The sequence below is a fragment of the Bradyrhizobium sp. Kon69 genome (assembly GCF_055807515.1).
On sequence record NZ_JBVVOS010000002.1, the window covers coordinates 360,156 to 384,588 of the forward strand.

Annotated in this window: 24 protein-coding genes; 14 read left to right on the top strand and 10 right to left on the bottom strand. The window is 57.2% G+C overall.

The window, feature by feature from the left end; translation table 11 throughout:
• Positions 1-211 precede the first annotated feature (211 nt).
• The 3 genes from AC0L3U_RS03950 to AC0L3U_RS03960 all read left to right on the top strand — a co-directional run bounded on the left by AC0L3U_RS03950 (position 212) and on the right by AC0L3U_RS03960 (position 1,960).
• On the top strand, positions 212-619 hold the full coding sequence (locus AC0L3U_RS03950; RefSeq protein WP_473360757.1) for a hypothetical protein: 408 nt from the start codon (positions 212-214) through the stop codon (positions 617-619).
• 338 nt (positions 620-957) lie between these two features.
• Complete coding sequence (locus AC0L3U_RS03955; protein WP_473360758.1) at positions 958-1,401, top strand: hypothetical protein; 444 nt, start codon at positions 958-960, stop codon at positions 1,399-1,401.
• 394 nt (positions 1,402-1,795) lie between these two features.
• Positions 1,796-1,960: a hypothetical protein gene (locus tag AC0L3U_RS03960; protein ID WP_473360759.1), complete on the top strand. Its 165-nt coding sequence runs from the start codon at positions 1,796-1,798 to the stop codon at positions 1,958-1,960.
• A 26-nt stretch (positions 1,961-1,986) separates the two neighbouring features.
• Here the strand turns inward: AC0L3U_RS03960 and AC0L3U_RS03965 are convergent, their stop codons facing one another.
• Both AC0L3U_RS03965 and AC0L3U_RS03970 read right to left on the bottom strand, forming a co-directional pair.
• Complete coding sequence (locus AC0L3U_RS03965) at positions 1,987-3,396, bottom strand: SEC-C metal-binding domain-containing protein (protein ID WP_473360760.1); 1,410 nt, start codon at positions 3,394-3,396, stop codon at positions 1,987-1,989.
• An 18-nt stretch (positions 3,397-3,414) separates the two neighbouring features.
• Positions 3,415-4,092, bottom strand: a complete 678-nt coding sequence (locus AC0L3U_RS03970) for an HNH endonuclease (protein WP_473360761.1) — start codon at positions 4,090-4,092, stop codon at positions 3,415-3,417.
• Between the two features lie 324 nt (positions 4,093-4,416).
• Between AC0L3U_RS03970 and AC0L3U_RS03975 the strand changes: the two genes are divergently transcribed.
• From AC0L3U_RS03975 to AC0L3U_RS03990, 4 genes are all read left to right on the top strand, one after another.
• Positions 4,417-5,826, top strand: coding sequence for a DUF2130 domain-containing protein (locus AC0L3U_RS03975; protein WP_473360762.1), 1,410 nt, complete (start codon positions 4,417-4,419; stop codon positions 5,824-5,826).
• Between the two features lie 345 nt (positions 5,827-6,171).
• The gene (locus AC0L3U_RS03980; RefSeq protein WP_473360763.1) at positions 6,172-6,405 is read left to right on the top strand and encodes a hypothetical protein; all 234 of its coding nucleotides are present in this window, start codon (positions 6,172-6,174) and stop codon (positions 6,403-6,405) included.
• A 614-nt stretch (positions 6,406-7,019) separates the two neighbouring features.
• Positions 7,020-7,274: a hypothetical protein gene (locus tag AC0L3U_RS03985; RefSeq protein WP_473360764.1), complete on the top strand. Its 255-nt coding sequence runs from the start codon at positions 7,020-7,022 to the stop codon at positions 7,272-7,274.
• 56 nt (positions 7,275-7,330) lie between these two features.
• Complete coding sequence (locus tag AC0L3U_RS03990) at positions 7,331-8,797, top strand: hypothetical protein (RefSeq protein WP_473360765.1); 1,467 nt, start codon at positions 7,331-7,333, stop codon at positions 8,795-8,797.
• 26 nt (positions 8,798-8,823) lie between these two features.
• Here the strand turns inward: AC0L3U_RS03990 and AC0L3U_RS03995 are convergent, their stop codons facing one another.
• The gene (locus tag AC0L3U_RS03995; protein WP_473360766.1) at positions 8,824-9,066 is read right to left on the bottom strand and encodes a hypothetical protein; all 243 of its coding nucleotides are present in this window, start codon (positions 9,064-9,066) and stop codon (positions 8,824-8,826) included.
• A gap of 110 nt (positions 9,067-9,176) precedes the next feature.
• Here AC0L3U_RS03995 and AC0L3U_RS04000 point away from each other — a divergent pair, with 110 nt between their 5' ends.
• Positions 9,177-9,299 (top strand): hypothetical protein, encoded by a 123-nt coding sequence (locus tag AC0L3U_RS04000; protein WP_473360767.1) that lies wholly within the window; start codon positions 9,177-9,179, stop codon positions 9,297-9,299.
• Here AC0L3U_RS04000 and AC0L3U_RS04005 read toward each other — a convergent pair.
• The 4 genes from AC0L3U_RS04005 to AC0L3U_RS04020 all read right to left on the bottom strand — a co-directional run bounded on the left by AC0L3U_RS04005 (position 9,268) and on the right by AC0L3U_RS04020 (position 11,035).
• Complete coding sequence (locus tag AC0L3U_RS04005) at positions 9,268-9,600, bottom strand: hypothetical protein (protein WP_473360768.1); 333 nt, start codon at positions 9,598-9,600, stop codon at positions 9,268-9,270. The genes AC0L3U_RS04000 and AC0L3U_RS04005 overlap by 32 nt on opposite strands.
• Positions 9,601-9,608: 8 nt before the next feature.
• Positions 9,609-9,947, bottom strand: coding sequence for a KTSC domain-containing protein (locus tag AC0L3U_RS04010; RefSeq protein WP_473360769.1), 339 nt, complete (start codon positions 9,945-9,947; stop codon positions 9,609-9,611).
• Positions 9,948-10,046: 99 nt separating this feature from the next.
• Positions 10,047-10,280 (bottom strand): hypothetical protein, encoded by a 234-nt coding sequence (locus tag AC0L3U_RS04015; protein WP_473360770.1) that lies wholly within the window; start codon positions 10,278-10,280, stop codon positions 10,047-10,049.
• Positions 10,281-10,633: 353 nt separating this feature from the next.
• Positions 10,634-11,035: a hypothetical protein gene (locus tag AC0L3U_RS04020; protein WP_473360771.1), complete on the bottom strand. Its 402-nt coding sequence runs from the start codon at positions 11,033-11,035 to the stop codon at positions 10,634-10,636.
• Between the two features lie 630 nt (positions 11,036-11,665).
• Here AC0L3U_RS04020 and AC0L3U_RS04025 point away from each other — a divergent pair.
• Positions 11,666-11,875, top strand: coding sequence for a hypothetical protein (locus AC0L3U_RS04025; RefSeq protein WP_473360772.1), 210 nt, complete (start codon positions 11,666-11,668; stop codon positions 11,873-11,875).
• 13 nt (positions 11,876-11,888) lie between these two features.
• The gene (locus AC0L3U_RS04030) at positions 11,889-12,680 is read left to right on the top strand and encodes a hypothetical protein (RefSeq protein WP_473360773.1); all 792 of its coding nucleotides are present in this window, start codon (positions 11,889-11,891) and stop codon (positions 12,678-12,680) included.
• 285 nt (positions 12,681-12,965) lie between these two features.
• Here the strand turns inward: AC0L3U_RS04030 and AC0L3U_RS04035 are convergent, their stop codons facing one another.
• The 3 genes from AC0L3U_RS04035 to AC0L3U_RS04045 form a co-directional block, all read right to left on the bottom strand.
• Positions 12,966-13,703 carry a hypothetical protein gene (locus tag AC0L3U_RS04035; RefSeq protein ID WP_473360774.1) on the bottom strand — a complete coding sequence of 246 codons (738 nt, stop codon included), beginning with the start codon at positions 13,701-13,703 and terminating at the stop codon, positions 12,966-12,968.
• Between the two features lie 161 nt (positions 13,704-13,864).
• Positions 13,865-14,566, bottom strand: a complete 702-nt coding sequence (locus AC0L3U_RS04040) for a hypothetical protein (protein ID WP_473360775.1) — start codon at positions 14,564-14,566, stop codon at positions 13,865-13,867.
• 300 nt (positions 14,567-14,866) lie between these two features.
• Positions 14,867-15,589 carry a metallophosphoesterase gene (locus AC0L3U_RS04045; protein WP_473360776.1) on the bottom strand — a complete coding sequence of 241 codons (723 nt, stop codon included), beginning with the start codon at positions 15,587-15,589 and terminating at the stop codon, positions 14,867-14,869.
• A gap of 410 nt (positions 15,590-15,999) precedes the next feature.
• Here AC0L3U_RS04045 and AC0L3U_RS04050 point away from each other — a divergent pair, with 410 nt between their 5' ends.
• The 4 genes from AC0L3U_RS04050 to AC0L3U_RS04065 all read left to right on the top strand — a co-directional run bounded on the left by AC0L3U_RS04050 (position 16,000) and on the right by AC0L3U_RS04065 (position 24,251).
• Entirely contained in the window at positions 16,000-17,004 is a 1,005-nt protein-coding gene (locus AC0L3U_RS04050) for an MBL fold metallo-hydrolase (protein ID WP_473360777.1), read from the top strand.
• Positions 16,982-18,013: a hypothetical protein gene (locus tag AC0L3U_RS04055; protein ID WP_473360778.1), complete on the top strand. Its 1,032-nt coding sequence runs from the start codon at positions 16,982-16,984 to the stop codon at positions 18,011-18,013. The genes AC0L3U_RS04050 and AC0L3U_RS04055 overlap by 23 nt, the downstream gene beginning before the upstream one ends.
• Entirely contained in the window at positions 17,992-19,005 is a 1,014-nt protein-coding gene (locus tag AC0L3U_RS04060) for a hypothetical protein (protein ID WP_473360779.1), read from the top strand. Before AC0L3U_RS04055 ends, AC0L3U_RS04060 begins: the two co-directional genes overlap by 22 nt.
• A 545-nt stretch (positions 19,006-19,550) precedes the next feature.
• Entirely contained in the window at positions 19,551-24,251 is a 4,701-nt protein-coding gene (locus AC0L3U_RS04065; protein WP_473360780.1) for a DUF3320 domain-containing protein, read from the top strand.
• The last annotated feature ends 182 nt before the right edge of the window (positions 24,252-24,433 follow it).

A 24,433-nucleotide genomic window follows, 5' to 3' on the forward strand; every position in this document is an offset into this window, starting at 1 on the left:
CACGGCGTGCACAGACTGCTCGCCGCAACGTAGTCGCCTGTGGCGAATGCAAATTGCAGTTCAGCCACGTTCAGAAAGAGATGGCGAGATTGTCTGCGCCAAAGGCGGAAAAATGAACTTGTAAAGGATGGGACCGTGACCGTTGTCACGGGCAGAGCACCGAGCTGTGACCTGCCTGTTTCTGGGCAGGCAAGAAATCGAGGAGAGAACTATGAAAGACCAAAAGATGGGAATCGAGCTTGATCAATGCGTGCAAGAGCGAAAGGAAATATTCGGCGTAACGTCCGCTCTTGTCGTAGAGTATCCGGGCACGCGCTCCGGAAGTCGACTTTGCGACTACAAGCTGACCTTCTACGAACCCGATCAAAAGGAGAAAAAGAAGGACACGCGTGGGTACCGTGAGATGAGACGAAGTCGAGGAAAGTTCGTTCCGCCAACCGCGAATGGCGCGCTCAGAGACGAATTGATTATATTGGCGGGTGCTGAAATGAGTGCCTCCGATGTTGTGCACACCCTTCGAAATTTTGCGGACCAAATAGAGCAGCGCGGCTTATGGATCGGAAAGTACAAAGATGACTACATCGTTGAAACTACCGATCGCGCCCTAACGGTCGGATAGTTCAGCCGAGCGTCGAGAGCCTTCTCCCTGGGGCAGGCCGTCAAGCCTGCCCCTCTATAGTTTTCTTGAGAGCTGACGTTTCGCCGGGTAAGCATTGACCGTCTCGATGGTGACGGCGGTTAAGGTACCGCGCGGTGCAAGAAGATTGATGTTTCGGGAAGAGGGGCACGTCGCCTCAACTGATAAGGAAATCAGAATTTTACTATCAGTCGTCGGTGGATGGCTTCGCCAATGGCAGCAATGCCTTGCGGTTAGTGCAATCAGTGACCTGTAGTTGATCTTGTAAATTGGCTTCGTGGTCGTAATCGCCACCCTAAAATCAAACCAAGAGGTCTTCCATGAAAACAGGTCAGTCTAAAGTAAGCAAAAAAGCAAACCGTAAGCACGCCGGCGTCAAAGTAAAGAAGCTACGCCGCGCGCAAGGCCTATGTAGAAGCGCGACGACAGCAGAGGAGAAACACATAAAAATGAAAGTGGACACGAACGACAAGTACGAAGACCCCGGGCTGAAGCTGAGCAGCCTGTTCATCGAGGACCTCATAGACAACGAGGACCTCTGGCTGCATCTCGGAGCCACGGCTTCGATCTATGCTGAAAGCCCAAAGGGGCTCCGCAAACTCATCGACGCCGTGCTGATGCAAATGTGCGGCATCACTTTCGCCACGATCATTGCGGCTGCCGAGCAAAACACGACTGTCCTCAAAGCCGAAGTTAAATACGACTACAAGAACTTGCCGTATCTGCGCGTCGAGGAGCTACGGCAATGCTTGGACGAAGTCTGAGTGAAGCGAAAGCCTAATCACGGGCGACCTCATAAATTGAGCCCAGAGCAGGACATGGTCGTCGAATAGGTGCGTCGAACAGTCGACGGTCGCAGCGCGCGACTGATAAGCTTTTGAGAGAAAGCTTATCAGTTCGCGTTCGGTCCGACGTTCGATCGGGCTAAGAGAGAGCCGGACGGCTGCATCGAGGCGTAGTAGGCCTCGCGACGCTGTTCTTCGGCCCTTCGACCCTGATGTCATTGAGGGTGGAGGGTTCGAGGCCCAGAAGGAAATACTCAAGGTCCTTTCAACAAAATACCAGCACTGGCGCTACGAGAACGAACTCCGCCTCTTCACGCAGCTCGATGATCGAGATCCGACGAGTAAGCTGTATTTCGCACAGTTCTCCCCGAAAATGGCGCTGAAAGAGGTCATTGTCGGGGCCCTGTCGACGGTTACTCGCGAGGAGCTGTTAGCGGCGCTGGGCGACCAAGCGAAGCGCATTGACATCTACAAGGCGCGGCTGGCGTTCCGCACCTATACCGTGACCTGTCAGCGTGATCCGTCCAGGTGGGATTAGCGTGATGTTGTCGGACATGTACGGCTCTAATCAGTCTCGGGCTTCTTCTTGGCCTTCTTACGCGCGAAATAATTGATGATCGCGTTGAAGTTAATGCCGATGCCCGCGATGTTCGGCTCAAGCAGGAAGAAGTTGGACACCGTCGCGAGCCCGCCGTCTGGCGTGCTGTCGGATTTTGCTTCAGTCGAGGCCTTGCCGCTTGCGAGCGTCTCCGTCACACGGAGCAACAGGTTGAGTCGCCGCTCATTGAACAGTGGCTCGGCCGTCCCCAATGACTGGAGCAAGGTCTTTGCCTCGGTCAGCCGCTCCGACGCGGCCGACCAGATCGCAATAGCCGCATGGGCGAAGACGAAATCTTCGAATTCATGACGCGGCAGGGTCTCCCGCTTGACGGCGTCGATTTCCTTGCTCGCGGCCTCGATCTGCTTGCGGTAAAGCAGGCACTCCGCCAGGTGCACCTTGTCGAGGTCTGATGCTCCGAGCTGAAGGGCTTCCCGGTAAGCGCGTTCGGCCTGCTCCCACTCATCAGCGTATCGGTAGCTGTCGCCCAACTCGCGCAGCAGCGCGGCCCTGCCGGCCTGCGTCCAGTTGTCCTCAAGCAGCAGCGCATGAAACTGCGCTGCGGAGTCCTTCAGCAACTGCTTGTCGCGCCGCAGATTACCCAGCAGTTGCAGAAGCCGGCCGAAGAGGTGCCGCTCATACGGTCCAAGCGGATCGTCCGTTTCGGTGTCTTTCACGATGTCGAGGACCTCGGCCAAGATTCGCTCGGCCGTCTTGGTGTCTCCGATCAGCAGGTATTGAACCGCTTTCGCTCCGCGATACTGGAGCTGATTATCGCGGTCTTCGTCGAGTTCGAGGATGCGGTCGATGATCTCCATTCGGGCCGCGAACGGCTGATCGTCGAACTCTAAGTCGACGTACAGTTGCAGGAGCTCAAGGTCGGTTTCCGCTTTCGTGATCGGACCTGCCTTTGTCAGCTCCCGGCGGGCTTCCTCCCGGTCACCGCCGAGCGACAGATGATACATAGCCCGGTAGTAGACGATCTTCCTGTACCACGATGGGTGCTGAATGTTGGTGCGCAGCCGGTCCAGCGTCGCCAGCCAATCCTTCGTGAGGCCGAGCCGGAAATACAGCCACGACAGGCGGGAAACGTAGGAGCCGAGGGCGTTCACGTCGATCCTCAACAGCTCGAGCCCGACGCTGATGCGGCCCAGCGCGGGCGCGGTATTGGTCTCGTGCCAGATTGTATATTGTGTGATGTCCGCGCGCGTCGCGATCAGCGCCCGCTCCAGGCTATTGTCCTTGATCGCCTGGTCGTACGCCTTGCCGATGTCAAAGCCTTGCAGCCGCTGCCAGCAGCACTCCTTGTATTTCTTCCCGGACGCGCATGGGCATGGCTCGCTCCATTTTGGCTTCCACATCGGGCGTTTCGGCATCCTGCGGCTCGCCTGCAGCTAAGTCGCAACTGGGGATTCTAGGCCGGCATCGAGCCGTTGGGGGACCCGATGCGACGCGGTAACGCCTCCGATCACCCTCAGCAACGCCTCCGGCTCGTGCGGGTCACCGCTGGTCCGGACGCCGCCGAAGATCCGGAATACCCAGATTGACATCTCCGGGAAATCCACGCCTTGCGCGCCCTCATACACAAGCGCGCCGGCACCGAGATCGCCGGTGATGCGGGAGCGGGCGTTGCCGGCGAGCAGCTGCCCGTGCATCTCCTCGCCTTGTCGATTGAGGAATCCCGCCCAAACGCCGTGCTTCTTCCGATCGAGCATCGCCCGGAAGTGGTGGAACAGCAGCCCCTGCGTGATGAACTTGAACAGTTCGTCGACGCGGGTCGCATCGAACGGCAGTGTCATTGACGGCACGAGCATGCCGTTTTGAACTACCAGCTCCTGCCGCTGCTCAGAGGCCAGTTGGGCCTTTAGCTTCGCGTTTTTCGCCAATCGCGGCTCAACCATCGTGGACAGGACGCCAAGCGCATCTCGATGATTGCCGGCAAACGGCAATACCGCGGTGAGATAGTGCTCATGGCCGCTCTTGACGCCGCTGCAGGCGCCGCAGGCCGGGACCTTGGGCAGGTTGTCCCGGCGGCTGATAGGCAAAAATTCGCGCGCCAGCACGTGGTCCATGATCGCCACAGGTGCGGTGCCGCAGTATACGCAGATTTTGCCAACGTGCCGCTTGCTCATGAGCGCAGTATACCATGACGCCGTTTCTTAGAATTCTAGTCTTTGCAATGGTCAGCCGGGTTTCGATTCGCGTGGTGCTGACTGCTGCCCGCAAACTCGGCCCTTATCGGAAAAACCGGGGGAAATGCCCGGAAGCGATGCGCATCGCTTGACCGTCCAGGTTGGCCTGTTCTAATTTTGTTCTCATGGCGGACAGAGGCTGATTCCCACCGCCCGTTGCCATTTTTAAATGACAACAGCACTCGCCGTACCCGGACCGGAGCCATGCACGAGATCATCTGCCCCCACTGTGACAAGGCCTTCAAGGTCGATGAATCCGGCTATGCCGAGATTCTGAAGCAGGTCCGTAACGCCGAATTCGCAAAGCAACTGCACGAACGGCTGGAATTGGCCGAGCGTGACAAGCAGAGTGCTGTTGAATTGGCCAAAGCCCAGGTCGGCGGGGATCTGCAGAAGACCGCCGCTGCCAAGGATTCCGAAATCCAGGAGCTGAAATCCAAGCTGGAGGCCAGTGAGGTCTCCCAGAAGCTCGCGGTTACAGAAGCACTGAGTGCTGTCGAAAAGGAGCGTGACACGCTGGCGAACGCGCTCGCGCAAGCGGAACGCGAGAAGAAGGCTGCTTCAGAGCTTGCTGATGCGCTCCTGGCCAGCGAGCAGCACAAAATCTCTGCTGCTAAGGAAAAGGAAGTCCAAGAGCTGAAGGCTAAGCTCCAGGCCGTCGAGCTGGAGAAGAAGCTCGCCGTGACCGAAGCTGTTGGTGCCATCGAGAAAGAGCGTGATGAGCTGAAAAACGGCATCAAGCAGGTCCAGCTTGAAAAGCAGCTTTCTGAGCAGTCGCTCAAGGACAAGTACGAAACCCAGATCAAGGATCGGGACGACGCGATCGAACGCCTCAAGGATATGAAGGCCCGCCTCTCGACCAAGATGGTCGGCGAGACCCTCGAACAGCACTGTGAGACCGAGTTCAATCGGGTCCGCTCGATGGCGTTTCCGCGCGCCTATTTCGAGAAAGACAACGACGCGCGGACCGGCAGCAAGGGCGATTACATCTTCCGCGACGCGGACGAAGCTGGCACCGAGCTCATCTCGATCATGTTCGAGATGAAGAACGAGAGCGACAAAACCGCGACGAAGAGCAAGAACGAGGATTTCCTCAAGGAGCTTGACCGCGATCGGACCGAGAAGGGCTGTGAGTACGCGATCCTGGTCTCATTGCTCGAACCCGACAACGAACTCTACAATACCGGCATCGTCGACGTCTTTCACCGCTATCCGAAAATGTACGTTATCCGACCACAATTCTTCCTACCGATGATCACGCTGCTGCGGAACGCCTCGCTCAATTCCTTGAAGTACCGGACCGAGCTGGCGTTGGTGAAGGCCCAGAATATCGACATCACCCAGTTCGAGAACCAGCTGGAGACGTTCAAGAACGGATTCTTGAAGAACACTGATCTCGCTTCCAGGCACTTCCACACCGCGATTACGGAGATTGATAAGTCGATTGATCATTTGCAGAAGACGAAGGATGCCTTGATCGGCGCTGACCGCAACCTGCGCCTTGCGAATGACAAGGCGCAGGACGTGACGATCAAGAAGCTGACCCGGGGTAACCCCACGATGGCGGCGAAGTTTTCGGAGCTCAAAAGCCATACCGCTGAAGCTGCGGAGTGAGTTTCAATCGAGGTCAGGCAGAACATACTTTGACCCGGTGTGATCAAATTCGCCATTTCAGGTTCAGCGCTGGAAGGCTGGCGCTCAGTCGAACATGCGGCTGAGCCAGGCGGCGGAGAAACGCGAGCCACTGTGCAATTAAGAGGCCTGCGGACATTTCAGACGTGCGTCATGGTGTGGAGGTAACGCATTTTTCTTATCTCCTTGAGAACGTTTCGGGATTGTTACGGGGCACTAAATAGCAGCAAATCGCAGAGAAGGGCAGGGATTGCGGGCGGATTGCGGGCGACTAAAAGCACTCATGTGCCCTTTGCGTTCTCAACAGTTCGCGAGCTTCATTGCTCCATGCAAATCGAATCCCTTTCCATCGAAGAACTCGCCGCACTGAGAGACAAGGTCACTCAGACCCTCGCTGACAAGGTTGCCGCGCGCCAGAAAGAGCTTTTGGCGGACGTCGAGAAAGTCGGTGCGTTCGTCACGTCAAAGCTCTCCACAGCGCGTCCTAAGCGGCCGGTGAAATATCGCGATGGCGAGAACACCTGGGCGGTGTCTGCACGATGCCGGCGTGGGCGAAGCTGAAGGGCGATACGCTCGAACAGTACCGCGCATAAAGAACCTGCCTTGCGGCGGGCCTGCGAGCTTTTAGACAGTAGCGCCTCTGTAGCCTTGATCATGTGTACGGAAGCCGGTGATCCAGTGCCATATCCGTTTTGTAGCGCACTCTCGGCAAGGCACAGCTGAAGCCTGCGCCGACCTCGGAATCCCGTCAACGGAAAAAGCGAAAACCCCGCCTGGGGGAAGCGGGGCTTTCTGATGGGGAAGCGGGGGATGGGGGATCTCTGCGCTTCAATAATAAGACGCAACCACGCCGGGTAAGGTTCAAAAGAAAACCCCGCACTCCGGGGGGAATAATGCGGGGCCTCTTACTGAACTAAAGCGGGGGCGGCCCGCTCGTATATCCAATCCACGGTCTGCAAAACCGTTCCTAATGGGTCGCTGGGTCACGGCCCAAAGCACAGTGCCAGTCCGAGCCCGTGTCTTGTCGGAACGCCCGGTATCGAGACCCAGCCATCGGGTGGGTTGGGGCCTTGCGGGGCGGCTTGGGTGTTCTCCTGGCGGAACATCAATCCCTAGCGGCTGGACTCATGGTTCTGGTTTCGTTCTAATCGCCTCGTTCAATCACGGGGCGGGACATGCCGGACATCAACTACATCCGGGGCGAGATCGAGCGCATGCGGGTACAGGTCGGGCGGCAGCGGAAGGAGATCCTCCAGCTCCAGAGAGCGGGTATCGGGTCGGCCTCGGCTGAAGCCTTGCTTTCCAGGATGCTGGCCAAGATCGACGACCTCTGTGAGCAGCGGGACGCGCTCAAAAAGACGGAGCCGCAGGGTTCTCGGCGGGAGAAAGTGGTGATGTCTGGGGATTTCCGAATAAATCTTATTCCCTAGCAAGTTGAGGTAAGGCCTTATCTGCACCGGGAGCGAGGATCGGTCCGGGGCTGTTGATGGCGACATTCTTCAACGAGTTTTTCGGAGTGACTTCCGATCAGGTCGATGACTACGGGGCTTTCAACGTCTCGCTCATCAACGATCTTCCGCTTTTCATCGATCCCTTTCTCCTTTTCAACAGTGAGAAGCCCGAGTACCGACAGCTCCATGGTGAGATCCTGCGCTACATGATCTTCCTTCGGGACAGGGTCGTTGCAGGCAAGATCAATCCGGACCTCGTCAAAGCCTGGTTCATGTTTCCGGAGGTAAAGCAGAACTGGCTCGGCTTCTCACTGCACGGGAATGGCGGTAGCGGTCTAGGGAAGGACTTCGCCGAGGCCCTCAAGGAGAATCTCGAAAAGCTGTTCGCTGATTTCGGGCAGGAGAGAATCACGAAGGGTAGCCATATTGAAAAGGTATGCCTCGTTCGTAGCGGTGTGGGCCGCGATATGATCAGCGACTTCACGACTAACCTGCTGAAAGATTACCTGTGCCGCTATACAGAGCGCTTCGCTATCGCGCACATTGATCCAGCTCGACGGCGCAAGATCCCGGTCAACAAGGCCGTCTTCAACTATGAGACGGAAACGTGGGAGCGCCGTACTTACGACCTCCCGTGGGTCGATGATTTCGTTTTACTCACGCCCAAGGACATGCTGACGCGGGATGAAAACTGGATCAACAGGACCGACATGATCCGAGACTTCGAGAGCATTCCGGTTGCCATTCCGGACTCCGAACTGCGCGGCCAAGTATTCAACTACTTCCAGAACCAGCTCGTTCGCCTCCGCGATCGTCCAATCACACAGCGTGAAAAAGATGAAGCCGCTGCTCGCACGATTATTCAATTCCCGGAGCTGGTCGATTACTACATCAAGAACAAGGAAAATTCTGGCGACGAAGCCAAGGACATCAGCTCTGAGAAGGTCAGCGAGACCAAGCGGGCCTTCGAGACGCAGGTTAAAGAGCTGCAGGCTGCTCTTGCCCAGGAAACGACATTCTACAAAACGGGCAAGTCCACCTACGAGGAAGCTCACCAGCGCTTGGCCTACCTGAAAGATGTCATCGAGAATAAGGGTGGGCACCGGATCTTCTATCACAAGGGAAAGGCGGTCCAGCGGGAGAGTGATCTCCAGATCATCTTCCGATTTGTCTGGTTTGGCTCTCCGTCGGATGTTGGGACCGAAGCGAACGACGGCCGAGGGCCAGTCGATTACAAGATCGCTCGCGGAGCCAAAGATAAGACCCTGATCGAAATGAAGCTCGCTAAAAATACTGCGCTCGAACGCAATTTGGAGAAGCAGCTCCCGATATATCAGGCGGCAAGCGACGCAAAAAACGGCATCAAGGTCATCATCTACTTCTCGGAAGAGGAGAAGCTGAGGGTGGATGCTATTCTCCGCAAGCTCAAGCTGACCGACCATAAGGACGTCGTTCTGATCGACGCGCGAAACGACAACAAGCCGTCAGGGTCCAAAGCTTAAATCGTTACGTCCACGTTGAGCGGCTTCTAAGTCGCTTGCGGCTTCGCGGAATACTCGAGGTCGACTTGCTCCCAGCCCGTCAACATCGGCGCTTTCTCAAGCGCGGCGTCGTGGGCCTCGTCGGCGAATAAGTCACCCGGGTAGCGCTTCAAGCCAATGCCCGATGCTTTCTTCAGGCGCTCGTCAGTTTCCTCAACCTCTACAGGAATTGACGACCGCAACGATTTAGGACGCAGGGTTGCAGGCTGATATAATGCTTGTGAAAACAATGAGTTATGCCAGAATTGTATAGTTATATCGAGCGATACCGAGCGCTTATGACCTGTTCACAGATATGTCTCCCAAAGGACAGCTCAAGGTTCCTCAATGGAGAGCTATCATGTCGGACAAACTTCTGGTCAACCTCTGTGGTGCAAGCATCAGTGCCGATGGCGTCTGGGCGATCGGGGCTGCGGTTCTGATCGTGGTGGTTATTGCGATTGCCCGACGAACCCGCGCCTGATCCAGCGTGTCAACCAGACCACGATGTAGACCAGCAGCCACGCGATCGGGACCGGGGCAAAGGCCACTATCGCCACGTTCCCCCAACTGGGCTCTGCGAACACGCGAAACGTCTTGTTGAACTCGTCGCTGCAACGCGAGAAGTCGTAGGAGCCTTTCAGCTTCTGCGTCTCCATGCAGGTGCGCATGGCGAAGCCGCCCATATCACTAGCCCTCTGCATGTCGGAGCTTCGCTGATAAAACCCTCCGCCTAAAATCCAGAGGACAGAGAGAATGACGCCGATCCGTTGCCAACCGTTCATTTGCAGCCTCAGTAAGCGGGCACCTTGTGCGTCCGGCAATCGTAGGGCCCGTCCTTACCCGAGCCCTTGATGTTGGCGTTGTAATATCGCCCCATGGAGTCTGAGGCCAACCATTCATCCACGATCGCCTTCGGCATTTCGCAGTAGTGGTAGTAGGTCGTCTTAAGTTGGACGATGGCGTATTGGCTTGAAGCGTCATAGCAGAGCCGGTTGACGACGCTGCTTCGGGTAATGTCCTGGCAAGTGAAGGGCTTTAGATCGACCGGCCCGCGATATTTCACATTGACGGTCTCGGCGTCTGCCCAAGTGGCGCTGAGGAAAACAAAGATGATGATAAGGTAGCGCATCTGCGTCTCCAACAACCGATCGTTAAGAGTTGCTCCGCGCCGATTTTCCCGACTCCGATTCGTTCTTTGAGAACGGAATAGAGTCAGACGGTGAACGTCTCATGCATCATTGAGGTTTTTCAGTTTTTCCAGCGTTTTCTTGTACTGCTGCTGACTGGCTTTAAGCGTAACAATGACGATATCCATGTTGCGTTTTGCAACCCGCTTTTGCGTAGGTGATTTTGGATTGTCGTAGAGTTTCTTATAGCGATCGAACCGCTTCTTCGCTTCTGCGAGAACGCGATCATTTTGCTTTTTGGTCATGTGAATCGCTACGTCGATCAAATCTGGCATTCTAGTCCTCCAAAAAAAGCCCCCGAAGGGGCTGTACCAATGCGTGTACTATTTCAGGCCTTCGCCTTCTAAGCAATCTATCTCGATGCAGGCGATGCGCGTATGTCCGTGGGATACGTAATCATCCGCCATTTTACGCGTATGCGATCCCCAAGACCAAGTACAGCCGGGTCTCCAACCTGTTTTCGACTCAGCTCGATGCACGCCGTGAGAAGAAGGTCTGAAGGCAAGTAGTGGGAGAGGAGGGGATGGGGATAATACCCGGGACGATCTGGGGGACTGCGGGCTTGGTGCTCGCAGTCCCCTCTTGCTTACGCAGTGCGCGGCCTGCCTCCGTTCCAGATAGGCGAGAGTTAAACGCGTCCAAGCTGGAAGGTTAGTCCGGCACCGCCGAGTGGAGCAGTAAGGGTCTGGCTCCGGTAATTGGGCTTCTCTTTGAGGACGTAATAATGGATGTCGATCTTGGCATCCTTCGCGTTGGCTGTCTTACCGCGAAAGAGCACGGCCTGAACTGAAGTTGTCTCGTCCGGGTCAACGACAATACCGGCCAGCGTCATCTTGAGGTAAGTGTCTCTTCCCTGGACCAGCCGCAGAGCATCTGCAGGGTTCGCCTGAATGGCTGCCGCGATGTCATCGTAATCCCCTAGCAGGAAACTCTGAAGGTTATCGACTGGCACCCGCTCAATATCAACTTTCAAGCTTCGAGGCGGATTGAGTACTGTGTCCGGTTCCGAACCTTCACCGTTGCGCGCCACGTATTCTCGGCAAGTTTATCCAGTTCCAGCCAAAAGACAGGCTTCTGCTCGATGGCGTCGATGCGCCTTGAGGCTGAGTACGAGGCCCTCACGGTGTAGATCATGGAGACGACAGCGATGAGCAGCGATGCAAGCGCAATGGTGTCACTGCTATTCAGTCCGAACGGCATCTCACGGCTCGCTGCTAGGTGGCCTCGGGCGTCATTCTGAACCAGTCACGCACCGCGAGGTCAAGACGCCGACGAAGCGCAGGCCTAAGCAGCCCGCCGGCAAGTAAAACTGGGTCGTACAGCGTTCTAGGCCAAAGCGGCTTGCGAGGCCGATTTATTTGCAATCACCTGAAAACATCCTTGTTCTGATAATCCGTAAAACCGCTTGGCGCCGTCGGGCAAAACAGTGGTTCTATGTGGCGTGGATAAGCAGGCGGCGGGCATGTAACCCTCTGTCAGGACAATAGAAATCCACAAAATAGGTATTTATCAACTTCATTTTTGCCCAACCTTCGTATGGCGGTGGGCAGTGCGTTGTTGCGGTTGACGGTCCTCAGTGGGCCTTAAGGCATCAGAGTGCGTTGCGGATTTAGTTCGGGCGGACATCGTGTGCGGACACCGGCGAAGACAGGAGATCGACGTGTCGGACCAGGATATGAGGTATTCGGATTTGGTGGAGATCGCCAAATGCAGCGGCGATCTCAAGGCGAACTACGGGGAGACCAAAGGGGCTCTACTGACAGCTTGGTTTGGCCATCTGGCCACTCGTCCTCGATCTGTTGTGCGGCCCTGGTGGATTGCTGCTGGGATCGCAATTATCTATGGGGCTTTGAAGCTGTGGTTGCACTAACGGGGTGATTCGCATGCCGTATGATCCGGCCTATTTGGGCGAGAGCCTGAATGATCGCGCGTATGACGCTGCTAAGGCGGGTGACGCCGCACTAAACGCAATCATGCGTCAGAACGCTGAGGCGGGAAGGCTGGCTAGCGGGGCGACGCTTACGATGTTCGGTGAGGCCATCCGCAAGGCGTTCCTTGAAGAGTTCGACAAGGCCGCACAATTCACTTTCAACTTGACCGGGGGCAACGATCCCGAAGCTATCAAGCCGCTCGACTACTTCGCCGGCAGGGTCGTCGATCTCCTTATGGACAAGCTAATCTTGTGCGGGAAGCGGACAGGTCTCGATGAGCCGACCGTCGCACCCCAATTCAACAAGATCAGAGTGGAGCTGGGCGAGTTGCGGGCTCGGAAGGTTCGAGACTTCAAGAACGGCATGATGGGGAATGAGCGGATGAAGAAGGACCCGGTCGTCAGTATCGTCAACACGCAGTCCAATAGTCCAGGCGCGGTCCAGCAGGTCGGCGTCGGCGAGTTCTCGCAGTCCGCGGTCATCAACCACCATCAACAACTCGTGGCTGCGATCGACAGGGCCTTGGCCTCGCCGGAGTTCAACCAGCTCGAACAGGCGCAGAAGAACGGCTTCCGCGACATGGCGGAGGTCGTGAAGGATGAGGCGACAAAAGCGAGCCCTGACCCCGTCAAACTGAAGCGCTGGTCGGAACGGCTAGTCGGCCTGGCCAAGGAAATCGGAATGAAGGTAGCGGTCAGCGAGATGGGGCAGGCAATCACCCATATGATCGCCAGTTTCGCTTAAGTCGGCTCTGACGGCGGTCTCGCGCGGCGACGCGGCCTAGCCTGTCTCTGCTCATTCTGCTCGTCGTCAGAATACAGGATGGTAGCCAGCGCAGCCTCGATATCTCGTTGGTATCGTCGGAATTCGAAGCTTTCGTGGAAATACTGCTCATACTCGGTTTGCCCCTCTCGCGGCGGAGGCGGGGTGTACCTGACTTCTAGGATGGCTGAGAGGACCATTCGATAGAGCGGCGACGCATACATCTCGATGGATTGCTTGCCCGGCGGCACGATCAGGCGTTCCAGCCTAAGCGGGTTGCCGTGGAGGGCATCGTTGCGCAGGCGAGTGATTTCGCCATAAATCCAAACCGGCAGCTTGCGCCGCGCATCCTGGGCGTCGCCAAACACAGTGTAGATTTTCTTGATTGCAGTCGGTCAGATTCCAGCCGATGCCCTCCAGCACTTCGTAGATCAAGCGGAACGCCTCTCTACGGGATGGCCGCAATATCTCGAATGCCGAAGCCCAAAGCGCAACAGAACGCAGCACGTCGTACAGTTTGCTGTCCACGCCCGCCGGCATGAGAGAGGCAGCGTGCGACACATTCAGCGACCGAAATAGGCGCTCATCCTCCTCGCTAGGCGCTTCAGTCGCAAAGCAGCGCTCCCACCTCGACAGCAGCTCTCTTAGCAACGGGAGGTCCAGCTCTCTCGTCGATACGTTCTGGGGCGAAACCGCTGGAGTCGTCACGGCACGCAGCTTCTTGACCTCATGGATACCGAACATGAGCGGGGTGCGGGTAATTAGGTTCTTGTTCTGGTTATCGACCATCCATGGGTAGAAAGAGAAATAGTCGCCGTAGAGCGGTCCCATGTTGCGCTGGTGCTTGAGCGTCAGCGCCCACGCCATAGGTATGACGCACATCGCTATTGCATCGCGGAAGCCCGAGATGGCCGCTATGGTCCGATAGGTGTCGGGCTTGTCGTTCCGCCAGAGGATGACGAGCCGGCTCGACTGGAACGCCGAACTCCGTCTTAAATCGACCAAGGAAGCTCCGGAATCGCCGGTTGCGCGACATCTCTTGAACGCGCTGGTCCGTGACAGGAGCAACGGCGAAACCATCAACCTCGATTGCTTCCTGAAGCCTGATGTTCGGCAGCGCAAACATCGGCTGCCATGGCTGAACTCTTCGGGTTGATCTCGCCATTTCACCCAAGCTCAGTCGAGTCAGTGATGGCGTCGAGGCTCGTCTCCATCTTGTCCAGCTCACTGTAGACGGTGAGGAACAGGACAGCAGCGCCAGTTAGGGACTCCATTGCTCTCTCAGGGATGGCGCCTTGCGGGTAGAACGTCAGAACCTGGCCGTCGTGCTTGCCGAAGTAGACAACCGCTCCGAGCCCGTTTGGATGAACGATCTCGCACAGGTGGTCGTACGCCTCCCGGTACGTCTCAACCTTCTTATTCATCTTGTCGATTTGGCCGAGAATTTGCGGCGCTTTGTATTCCGGACCTTCCTCCAGGAAGGCAGGTAACCGCGTGGCGAAGGCGTACTTGTTTGTCAGGTCGGCTAATCCGGCGTAGTCCCCAGCTTCGCAGAGAGCCTGAAGCTTGGTCGAGTAATCGCAGAAGGCGGCAACGTTCTCGTAGATCGCCCTTGTGGCCATCTCGGTCATCAGCGGGCGTCCGGCGCGGAATTCAGCAACGCCGCCTTCCACAAACATGAGCATGCGGCGCAGATGGGCTTGGATGAAGCAACGCGCCAAGGCTGGCGCATACAGCCCCTTTGGCGGTGAGCCAATCACCATGGTATCGAGCAGCTTCGCCTGCAAGCGCTCGATCGCCTGGTTGGTGAGCGACAAGAGGCTGCCGGGCATCTCTGGCGGGCAGTCAGATATGAGGAATAACGGCATGTCTTGCCAACCCAGCGCGCCCTGTGTGCATAACTACGGGGTGAAAAGCGGAAAAGCTGCGACGAAAAAACGAGCGGACGGTAAGCCGGTTGGCAAGCCGATTCAACCCGGCGCGAGCGGCAATAAGGGCGGCCGACCATCCGATTACAAAACCTGAGTACGCAGATCAGGCCGCGAAGTTAATTCGCAGACTGATAAGCTTTCTAACAAAACGGAGTCAGTTGGCGTACTGATAAGGAAAACAGCGAAAGCTTATCAGTCGAGGCACGGGTAGCTCGGGTCATTTCTCAAACTCGCAAACTAGGGGAAACTCTTGGGATTTCGCCGCGTTGCAGGCTCGGGCTTCTGTTGAAACTTCAATCCGTCGCTGTTGAGAAAGAACAGGGGGCCCGACTGGACCGAACCAAAGGCCGCTGCCGTGAGAGGCCCACCGAAGCAGGCTCCCGTATCGATGTTGACGCGATTGGCTTGAACGTCGGGAGCACGCGTTGCCGTTGGCGTATGGCCGTGCACCACGAGAGCACCGTGCCACAGCCTCGAGGACAGGAACGGCTCACGTATCCACAACAGGTCGTCCTTGGACTGGGCCTCCAATGCAACGCCGGGTCTTACTCCGGCATGAACGAACAACCTGTGCTCGTCGCGAACTTGAAGAGGCAACGCTCTCATCCACGCGAGGTGCTCCGCCGGGAGATCGGAGGGGTCGTCCATGCCGTAGGCATCCAGTGTCTGCTCGCCACCGTTCGTCCACCACTGAATGAGCTCGGCATCGGAGCGGCTCCGATCAGCGGCGCGGCAAAGCATATGGTCGTGATTCCCCATGATGCAGCGGAATCGCGACGGGGCGCTGGCCTGTTCTCGCATCAGATAGGCAATCACCTGGTCGGAGGCGGGCCCCCTGTCGACATAGTCGCCCAGGAACAGGAAATCGTGCGCGATGGCGCCCGCGCTGCTTCGGCAGATTTCGAGCAGAGACCTGAGCTCCTCGAAGCATCCGTGGATGTCTCCAATCGCGAAGGTCATTCGTTCGTTCATATTGACCGTCCATTGCAATCAATCTAGGTGACATCAGCAGGGGGTCTTCGCCAGGCAAATATTTTTTGAAAATATTCCATAACGTGTAAATTTCTCGGGGACTCGATTGAATATAGGAAGATTGGAATGAGCGGGGGCGAGGTCGCGTAGTGAGATTGCGAATCCATCGGGGTACGCGGGAGATTGGCGGCAGCTGTATCGAGTTGGAGAGCGAGGGGGCCCGAATCCTGCTCGATCTCGGTCTTCCGCTGAACGCCAAGGACCTTGCTTCCACACCGCTGCCCGACGTCGATGGGCTTTCCGTCCCCAGTGGCAGCCTTCTCGGTATCGTCTTGTCTCATGGTCATCGGGACCATTGGGGCCTAGTGCCGAAGGTAAACCCTGCGATTCCGCTCATCATGGGACAGGCGACCGAGAGCATCATCCGGGCGGCCGCCGATTTCGTTCCCGATGCCGTGGCCTTGAAGGCAAGTAACCACCTCGAGCACCGCAAGCCGATCCAGCTTGGCCCCTTCACCGTCACGCCCCGCCTCGTGGACCATTCGGGCTTCGATGCCTACGCCATGGAAATCTCGTCCGGCGGCAAGCGCGTGTTCAATTCCGGCGATTTGCGCGCCCACGGCCGCAAGCGCAAGCTGTTTGACGCCCTTATCAGCGATCCGCCCCGCGACATCGACCTCATGTTGATGGAAGGATCGAGCCTCGGCCGCCTGGCTGACGACGCGACGTTCCCGTCCGAGGAGGACCTTGAAGAGACATTCGTCGCGCGGTTCGAGCAGACCGAAGGCTTCGCCCTGGTCGCCTGCTCCGCCCAGAACATCGACCGGGTGGTCACGATCTATCGCGCGGCGAAACGAACGGGCCGTAGCGTCGTCATCGATGCCTACGCCGCCGAAGTGCTGAAGGCCACGGGACACGACAGCATTCCCCAGCCCGCGCCAGGATGGTCGAATCTCGCGGTCTACATCCCGCAGAGGCAGCGCGTTCAGTTGAAAGCCAAGGGGATCGCCGCCCTGGTCGATGGCTATCGCGGCTTTCGGGTCTGGCCCGGGCAACTCGCCGGGAGCGCCCCGCGCTCGGTCATGCTGTTTCGGGGCTGGATGATGTCCGATCTGGCGCAGGCCAACGCGCTCACGGGCGCGAGAGTGTTCTGGTCGCAATGGGACGGCTATCTGGCCGACGGCCAGGCGGGAGCAGCCTTGAAGGCTGATTGCGGCCGCCGCGGCATCCCGTTCGAAACGATTCATACATCGGGACACGCCGGTCCGTCCGACCTGAAGCGCCTTGCCTCGGCCGTGGCGGCGAAGCGGCTGATCCCGATACATACGTTTGAACGGCTTCGGTTTCCGGATCTCTTTAGCAATGTGGAATTGGTGGACGATGGTGAATGGATTGACGTCTGAACTAAACTTTCTCAAGCGCGGTCTTTCTTCCCCGCAAATCGATGGTCTGAAGGTGCTCGCGGAGAGCTCGATCGACAATTGGTGGAAGGAGGTGCTGGAGAGCAAGGACCTGTTGCTTGCGGTCCGGAACGGATACCTGAACGCCTATGTCAAAGGTCAGAGCGTCTTCAAGATTGCGTTCGCGAAAGGCGGCAGCAATGGCAGCCAGCCCCGTCTTGCGATCCATTACAAGTATCTGGTGAAGCCGGAGCTTGAGAAAAAGGATCCGTATGTGTCGTTCGATGGGAAGGCGTTCGATCTCAACCCTGCCGACATCGTGAACACCGATTACCAGTCCAAGCTCACCTTGCCGCAATTGATCAAGACGGCTGCGCGATTTGCCGGGCCCGAAAAAAGCGGGGTGCACAAGATTGCCAGGAAGGAACCGAAGGTCGTTGATCTCGAAATTGCCTTCACGAAGGCTGGAGAGAACGGCGATCTATCCGCGCCGCGGATGGATATCGCAGTGCTGGTCCCGGGGAAACCGGGCAAAGCCGAGTTGGCCTTCTGCGAAGCAAAATGCGCGGATAATCGTGAGCTGTGGGACCTGGAAAAGCTTCCCAAGGGAGCAAAGAGCCTTCCACTTCCGGAGCGCTCCACGGCTGTGATCGCTCAAATCAGAAAGTATGAGCAGTTCATCCAGGCCAAAGAAACCCAGGAAAGCCTGATTGGGGGCTATGTCAGCACCTGTAGGAATCTGATGGAGATCAGCGGTCAAAGTCGGGGCAGGCGGGTCGATGATCTCGTCAAACAGGTTGCCGAGGGGAAGGTCGAGCTGTCGATTCATCCCCACGTTTATCTCCTGATCTACGATTTCGGCCAGGACGAGAAGGAAGGCCGTATCAAGAAAAAGCGGCTGGAGCTGAAAAAGGAAGGCGTCAGGACCATCGCCAAGGGCAAGCCCGAGGACTTCCAGTTGACCAACGATATCTTGAGCGAGAATGCGAAATGGACTGGTTCGAGCGACTGACGGGTTTTCGCGAGAGCAGCTACGCCGACACGCGTGCCAGGATGAAGGTCGAGGGCCGTGAGCTCCGGTCCCTCGTCAACGGAAAGAGCTATGGCATCGGCGAACTCGAGCTGGTGTCGTTGCAGTCGTTGCGTGAGCGGGCAGCTTCCCTCAGTCGGCCGGAAGGGCACCTGAGACTGGAAGTGGTTCGCGGCGATGTCCGACAGATGCATCGACAGCCCGCGAACGCCGGTGCCTTGTTTCAGGTTGCCTCCCAATTCAACCTGCTGGAGATGACCGGTCCCGCCGTGACTCCTGAGGACGGGGTCACCCGCTATCAAGGCGACCCGACCCAAGGGCCGGCCTGCGCGATCGCTGCCGGAGCGGCGACGATCTACAGGAACTACTTTGCTCCAGTTGGTGACAGTTACGGACAGACAGCAACGCGCCAACTCGACGCACTGGCCGACGTTGGCGAAGCCCTGGCCGCGAACCTGAATAGGCCGGTCGAGGCTTTGTGGCAGATGGCCAACGGCTACGCCCTGTGCACCCGCATCGGACTTGACGCTATTGCGGAGCACCTGAAAGGGCTGGCGCCAGCCCAGCTCGATACGCTGCGTGGCAGGCTGCGGGTCGGTGTGCATAGCGACGTGGAGGTCACTGACGCTGAGGGATCGCAGCGACCGCGGGTTTCGCAGGTGTTTTGCTCGGCGCTTCCGCTCGCTTATTCGCAGGTTCCGTCGGCGCACTGGAAGCCCTTCGCGTCGCTGGTTCTGGAGGCGGCCTACGAGGCCACCTTGTTGGCCGCCGTCCTGAATAAGCAACGAGGCATGTCCAACGTTGTCTTGCTTACACGTCTTGGCGGGAGTGCGTTCGGCAACGAGGGCGAGTGGATCGATGCTGCCATCAGGCGAGCGCTGACAACAATGTCGCGTTTCGAGCTGGATGCGAGACTTGTAAGTTACAGCGCGCCAACGCAAAAAACTCGGCAGTTGGTCAAAGACTTTGTTTGAAAAATTGCTTCACCACCGAGCCACAGGATGGCTTAGTCGCCGCCGGTTGATGCAGCGCCAGTACAGCTTTCGTCAAGTACAATGAATTTCACTGACGTAAACATCTACAACTTAGAACGGGATCGCTTGACATCTATTGGACCTTGCAAAGGACGCTGACACGGCAAGAAGACCTTGAGTGAAGAGTTTCGTGCAAGGAACTTGCACCATCCCAATCTGTCCAGGCGCTCGATCCATTGGGGCAGATGTAGCGTTGTCGTCTCAAGCGTCGCGGACAGCTCGAGCATAGACGTCCGTAGGAATCCGGATTCAGGCCCTGAAAGCCTATCCACATCGCCTTTGGTCTAATTACCCGCGGAAGGGAGATGACTCGCCTCATTTCTCGTTATATTCATTCACAACTAGAAGAGGAATTGGGGCAGGGCCGGTATTGAGCGTAAAGCGAACGCAGCATCTGCAGAATGCTGTGCGGGTCAAAATGTGCGGCGCGGCAGAGGTGAGCCCTTACGCGTCAGACGAGTTTCCAGAGAGGGGGAGCAGTTAGCTTGGCGAGCGTCGGCACGCGGCCGAAAGGCGAGGATCAGGAAACACGATCGGCTGTAATCAAGCTGTTCGATGATACGCGGCGCAGGTTGGTCGAGACGGGTACTCGCAATCGCCTTGTTCACGTCAATCGCGCGAACACGCGCGGTAATGTACTGAACATTGTGAACGAGCATTCGGATGATGTTCACGCCTTGCTTTCCGGTGGCAAGGCCATGCGCTTCTTCGCGCTTGGCAAAGACAAGGTCGAGGATAGCCGCGAAGTCGTCCTTACCGACGTTATGCAGCAGGGGCCCGACGAAGATCGCTACACCGATTCATGGCTTGAAACGCGGCTCGGTCCTGACGCACTGCAAAAAAAGCTGCTGAAGATAGCGCGGGAAGCCCAAACTGCGGAGGAGGAATCCGGCGTCAACGTCCTTTACCTCGCGATGGGCTTTCTGACCTGGTATGAGGATAAGGCGTCGAGCTTACCCCGCGAAGCACCGCTCGTCCTCCTTCCCGTAGAACTCGTGCGCAATGCCAGGACGTCGACATTCGACCTTCGAGTGCGGGACGAAGACGCTCTCACGAACCTGCCGCTCCAGCAGCGGTTGAGGGACGATTTCGGAATCGAACTTCCCGAACTCGAAATCGAGGAGGACTGGAAACCTTCCGACTATTTTACGGAAGTTCAACTAGTCACCAATTCGCGTGATCGCTGGAAACTCGACCCCAACGCTATGCAGTTGGGATTCTTCAGCTTCAGCAAGCTGCTGATGTATCGTGATTTGGCCATTGAAACGTGGCCCGACGACGCGTTGGCAGGCCATGCGCTGACTCGTGGTCTACTCTACGAGGGGTTTGAACGCGAGGAACCGCTATTTAACTCAAATGATAAACTGGACGAGGTCCTGCCGCCCGAAAAGCTATTCCATGTCGTCGATGCGGATGCGTCGCAAGCGAAAGTGATCGAGGAGGTGCGGTCGGGGCGCAATCTGGTGGTTCAAGGGCCGCCTGGAACGGGCAAATCTCAGACGATCACTAACATCATTGCGGCTGCAGCCAAGGAAGGTAAGCGAGTCCTCTTTCTCGCCGAGAAAATGGCGGCGCTCTCTGTGGTGCACGACCGCCTCGTGAAGGTCGGGCTACGCGATGTATGCCTCGAATTGCATTCGAGAAGCGCAAATAAGAAGGCTGTTTTAAGCGAGCTGGCGCGCACCTTGTCGCAGGCCAGCGTCGTGCCAGGAGTGCCGGGAGCGCCAATTGCCGTGACGGAAAGCCGCGACCGGCTGAACAATCTTGCGGGGGCGTTACACCGACCGATCGGAGCAACCGGAGAGACAGCCTACAGCGTGCTTGGACGGCAATCCCAGTTTATCGGGAAAGGTATCTTGCCTCCAAGTCTGGAGGTCGAAAGCCTGAGTTCGATGTCGCGGCAGCAAGAGATCGATTTGCTAGCGACAATCGAGGAATATGGCGCACTCCTCGCGGAAGAGGGACGAGCAACCATTCACCCTTTCGAAGGCACAGGTAATCTTCACCTTCAGCCGGTGGACTTAGCTCGTCTGAAAGCTACGCTGACTGAAGCTCAAGCTGCCGTGACCTCGCTTGCAGCGTCATTGCGCGTGCCTGTCGACACACTTGCTTTGCATGTTACCGCCGCCCTGGATATCGTTGCTCCGTTGGCCGATGTACTAGGGCGGCTCGAAGGACTGCCTCTTGGCGCTGCCGACATTGCGCAGAAGGTGCTCGACGCACCGGACATTCATCGCCTTCACCAAGCATTGCGCGCTGGGATGGCCTGGCGGCAAGCGCTCGATCAAGCGTCAGAAGTATTCGTTGAAACCGCGTTCAGCATTTCGTCGGGCCATCTACGCGCTCCGCTCGCGGCAGGTACTCGTTCATATTTTGCTCGCTGGGGTGGTCGCTATCGCGGCGCTTCACGCGAACTTGCCGGCCTATTGCGGGGAAGCCTACCCAAAACAGCAGCCGAGAGGGTTGCGCGGATCGACCAATTGATCACTTTGGTCTCGTTGAGATCCGAATGGGAAGGCGATCGCGAAAATTGCGGTCGTATTCTCGGCGATGCCTGGCGTGGAGAGAAATCCGACTTTGGGAGACTGGTAACCATCGTCGAATGGTGCGAGAGACTTTCTAAAGCCCCGATTTCCGTGAGTTCAGACAAGTCGGTCGCGCTGGCTGCTCGGGCTGATAGCCTAGCCGCAATGCGACGGGCATTGCAAGAGGCCGCGCAAACTGCACGCTCGGCGTTGCAAGCCATCGTGAAACTGCTTGATCTTAATCTTGCTAGTTTTGGTGACCTAGGCCTAGAGCATACCGATCTCGGCGCAGTCGCGGCGCGCTTTGGCACGATGGCCGCCGCGACTGGGCGGTATACGTCGTGGACCCAGCTAGCGCGGCGTCGCGAAGCGCTCGTCTCAGCGGGATTGTCCAGCCTTGAGGAGCGGATGCGATCTGGGGAGCTAGACGGAGCTGCTGCGGCAATCGAGCTGCGCTACGCTCGTGCCGAACGCCTTTGGAAGATCGCTCTTGAGCAGAACCCCGACCTTCGTGGCATTGGCCTGGAAAGGCGCCATGATCTGGTTGACACCTTCGCGACGCTAGAGCGACAGCAGCTCACGGACAATGTAACTACCATCCTAGCCGGCCACCTTGCGCAAGTGCCTCAAGGCGCCATGGGCGAGATGAAGGTTCTCCGTGGTGAGATCGGGAAAAAGCGCGGCCATATGGCACTGCGACGATTGGTCGAAAGGGCCGGCACAGCGATACAACGCATTAAGCCCGTCTTGTTGATGAGCCCAATATCCGTCGCTCAATACTTGCCGCCGGGCACGATCTCGTTTGACCTTCTAGTTATCGATGAGGCTTCGCAAGTCCGCCCAGAGGATGCGCTTGGGGCGATCGCGCGAGCTGCCCAAATCGTAGTTGTGGGCGACAAGAAGCAGCTTCCACCGTCTTCCTTCTTCGATCGGGTGTTGGCGGACGAAGAGGATGACAAGGAAGGCGATGACGAATATGTCGGCCCGGACTTGCTGGAAGGTGCTGCCACTATCGGGAGTATGGAGAGTATCCTCACTCTTTGCGAGGCGCGCGGCCTCGCAGGTAGAATGTTGAAATGGCATTATCGATCACGCGATCCATCACTGATCGAGGTTTCGAATCGCGAATTTTATGACAGTGATCTCGTTCTTCCGCCATCCCCTCTACAGAGGGATCCGGCCTATGGCTTGTGCTTCACCCGGGTCGATGGCGTTTACGACAAAGGTGGAAAGCGGGACAACCGCAAAGAAGGTGAGTCCATCGTTGATCGGATAGCGGAACACGCGAGAACAAACCCATCACACTCTCTCGGTGTAGTCACGTTTTCGTTTGCACAGCGAAATCTCATCACGGAGCTTTTGGAGCTTCGTCGTCGCCAAGACTCCACGCTGGACCAATTTTTGCGTGAAGGACAATCGGAAGATCTGTTCGTCAAGAACATCGAGAACGTGCAGGGCGATGAGCGCGACGTTATTCTCGTTAGTGTTGGCTATGGCCCCGTTATCGCCGGCGGAAGGTTGAACAGCATGTCATTCGGTCCGGTTAACGGCGAAGGCGGCGAACGACGTCTCAATGTGTTGTTCACCCGAGCTCGGATCCGCTGCGAGGTGTTTGCATCGTTCGATCCCGGTGACATTGATTTGAACCGCACCTCGAGAGAAGGCCCGCGAATCCTCAAGCGTTTTCTTGATTTTGCAAAGAATGGTCGCCTGGAAGTAGACTCGCCGACGGGCCTCGATGCAGATTCGCCTTTCGAGGAAGATGTTGCTGACGTGATCCGGGGGTACGGTTTCCTCGCAGACGCGCAAGTCGGATCTGTTGGTTTCCGAATCGATCTGGGAATTCGTCACCCTGACAAGCCGGGCAGCTACATTCTCGCCGTCGAGTGTGATGGCGCGACATACCATAGCGCTCTTTGGGCCAGAGAACGGGACCGTCTGCGTCAGGACGTGCTTGAACGCCTGGGTTGGCGGTTTCATCGCATTTGGAGTACCGACTGGTTCTATAATCGCCCCTTTGAGATAGAGCGACTGCGCACGGCGCTTTCGGAAGCGCGGGATAGGGCTGACCAGGGACTGCGGGTCGAGGGAGCAAATCAGGCGCGATCGATCGAACCAGCGGAGGTGGAAGCTACACCGATCGTAGTTCCCGAGGTCGTTGTTCGGCAGATGCCTCCATATCAGCGGGCGATCTTTCGCGTCAGCACTTCGAACGAGCCGCATGAAGCACCTGTCTCCACGCTTGCGAATCTGGCTCGAAGGATCGTGGATGCCGAAGGACCGGTCCATGTGGAAGAAATCGCTCGACGCGTCGCATCCTGCTTTGGCAAGGAAAAGGCGGGATCGCGAATATTGACTGCGACTGAAACGGCTTTGTCGGTCGCCCGATCCGGAAGTGCCGATCTACTCACCGATGGAATATTCTGGTACACACGAGGTCAGTCGGATGCGCCTCCGGTTCGCGATCGTTCTGCGGAAAGCGGTGCAACTCTCAAGGCTGCGTGCATTTCTATTCTGGAGATACAGGCCGCGTTCAGGATAGCCCGTGAAGATAATGCCGGGGGTGAAGACGAGGAGCTTGTCAGAACAGTGGCTCGCCTACTTGGTTTCAAGCGGGTGGGGGCGGATCTGCAGGCGCGACTAGCCGAGGGCTTAACTTGAGCGGGTCATCACATCGATGGAGCCAAGGATCAGTCGCAAGCGGAGTCTTTAGCTTGACTAATTAGTTAGCCGACAAATGGAGTCAGTCCGCTAACAGATTAGCGTTGGTCGCAAATGGAGTCCGTTGGCCAACTGATTAGGGAACAGCGTTTGCCTATCAGTTAGGCCCTTTGCAAGGGCGT

Bases quoted from the DNA above. Each gene is read 5' to 3' on its own strand.
- AC0L3U_RS04000 (WP_473360767.1), top strand. From the start codon at position 9,177: ATGTCGGACAAACTTCTGGTCAACCTCTGTGGTGCAAGCATCAGTGCC.
- AC0L3U_RS03985 (WP_473360764.1), top strand. From the start codon at position 7,020: ATGCCGGACATCAACTACATCCGGGGCGAGATCGAGCGCATGCGGGTA.
- AC0L3U_RS03955 (WP_473360758.1), top strand. From the start codon at position 958: ATGAAAACAGGTCAGTCTAAAGTAAGCAAAAAAGCAAACCGTAAGCAC.
- AC0L3U_RS04005 (WP_473360768.1), bottom strand. From the start codon at position 9,600: ATGAACGGTTGGCAACGGATCGGCGTCATTCTCTCTGTCCTCTGGATT.
- AC0L3U_RS04015 (WP_473360770.1), bottom strand. From the start codon at position 10,280: ATGCCAGATTTGATCGACGTAGCGATTCACATGACCAAAAAGCAAAAT.
- AC0L3U_RS03970 (WP_473360761.1), bottom strand. From the start codon at position 4,092: ATGGACCACGTGCTGGCGCGCGAATTTTTGCCTATCAGCCGCCGGGAC.
- AC0L3U_RS04060 (WP_473360779.1), top strand. From the start codon at position 17,992: ATGGACTGGTTCGAGCGACTGACGGGTTTTCGCGAGAGCAGCTACGCC.
- AC0L3U_RS03990 (WP_473360765.1), top strand. From the start codon at position 7,331: ATGGCGACATTCTTCAACGAGTTTTTCGGAGTGACTTCCGATCAGGTC.
- AC0L3U_RS03965 (WP_473360760.1), bottom strand. From the start codon at position 3,396: ATGCCGAAACGCCCGATGTGGAAGCCAAAATGGAGCGAGCCATGCCCA.
- AC0L3U_RS04010 (WP_473360769.1), bottom strand. From the start codon at position 9,947: ATGCGCTACCTTATCATCATCTTTGTTTTCCTCAGCGCCACTTGGGCA.
- AC0L3U_RS03980 (WP_473360763.1), top strand. From the start codon at position 6,172: ATGCAAATCGAATCCCTTTCCATCGAAGAACTCGCCGCACTGAGAGAC.
- AC0L3U_RS04045 (WP_473360776.1), bottom strand. From the start codon at position 15,589: ATGACCTTCGCGATTGGAGACATCCACGGATGCTTCGAGGAGCTCAGG.
- AC0L3U_RS04040 (WP_473360775.1), bottom strand. From the start codon at position 14,566: ATGCCGTTATTCCTCATATCTGACTGCCCGCCAGAGATGCCCGGCAGC.
- AC0L3U_RS03950 (WP_473360757.1), top strand. From the start codon at position 212: ATGAAAGACCAAAAGATGGGAATCGAGCTTGATCAATGCGTGCAAGAG.
- AC0L3U_RS04050 (WP_473360777.1), top strand. From the start codon at position 16,000: ATGGGACAGGCGACCGAGAGCATCATCCGGGCGGCCGCCGATTTCGTT.
- AC0L3U_RS04030 (WP_473360773.1), top strand. From the start codon at position 11,889: ATGCCGTATGATCCGGCCTATTTGGGCGAGAGCCTGAATGATCGCGCG.
- AC0L3U_RS03960 (WP_473360759.1), top strand. From the start codon at position 1,796: ATGGCGCTGAAAGAGGTCATTGTCGGGGCCCTGTCGACGGTTACTCGC.
- AC0L3U_RS03975 (WP_473360762.1), top strand. From the start codon at position 4,417: ATGCACGAGATCATCTGCCCCCACTGTGACAAGGCCTTCAAGGTCGAT.
- AC0L3U_RS04055 (WP_473360778.1), top strand. From the start codon at position 16,982: ATGGTGAATGGATTGACGTCTGAACTAAACTTTCTCAAGCGCGGTCTT.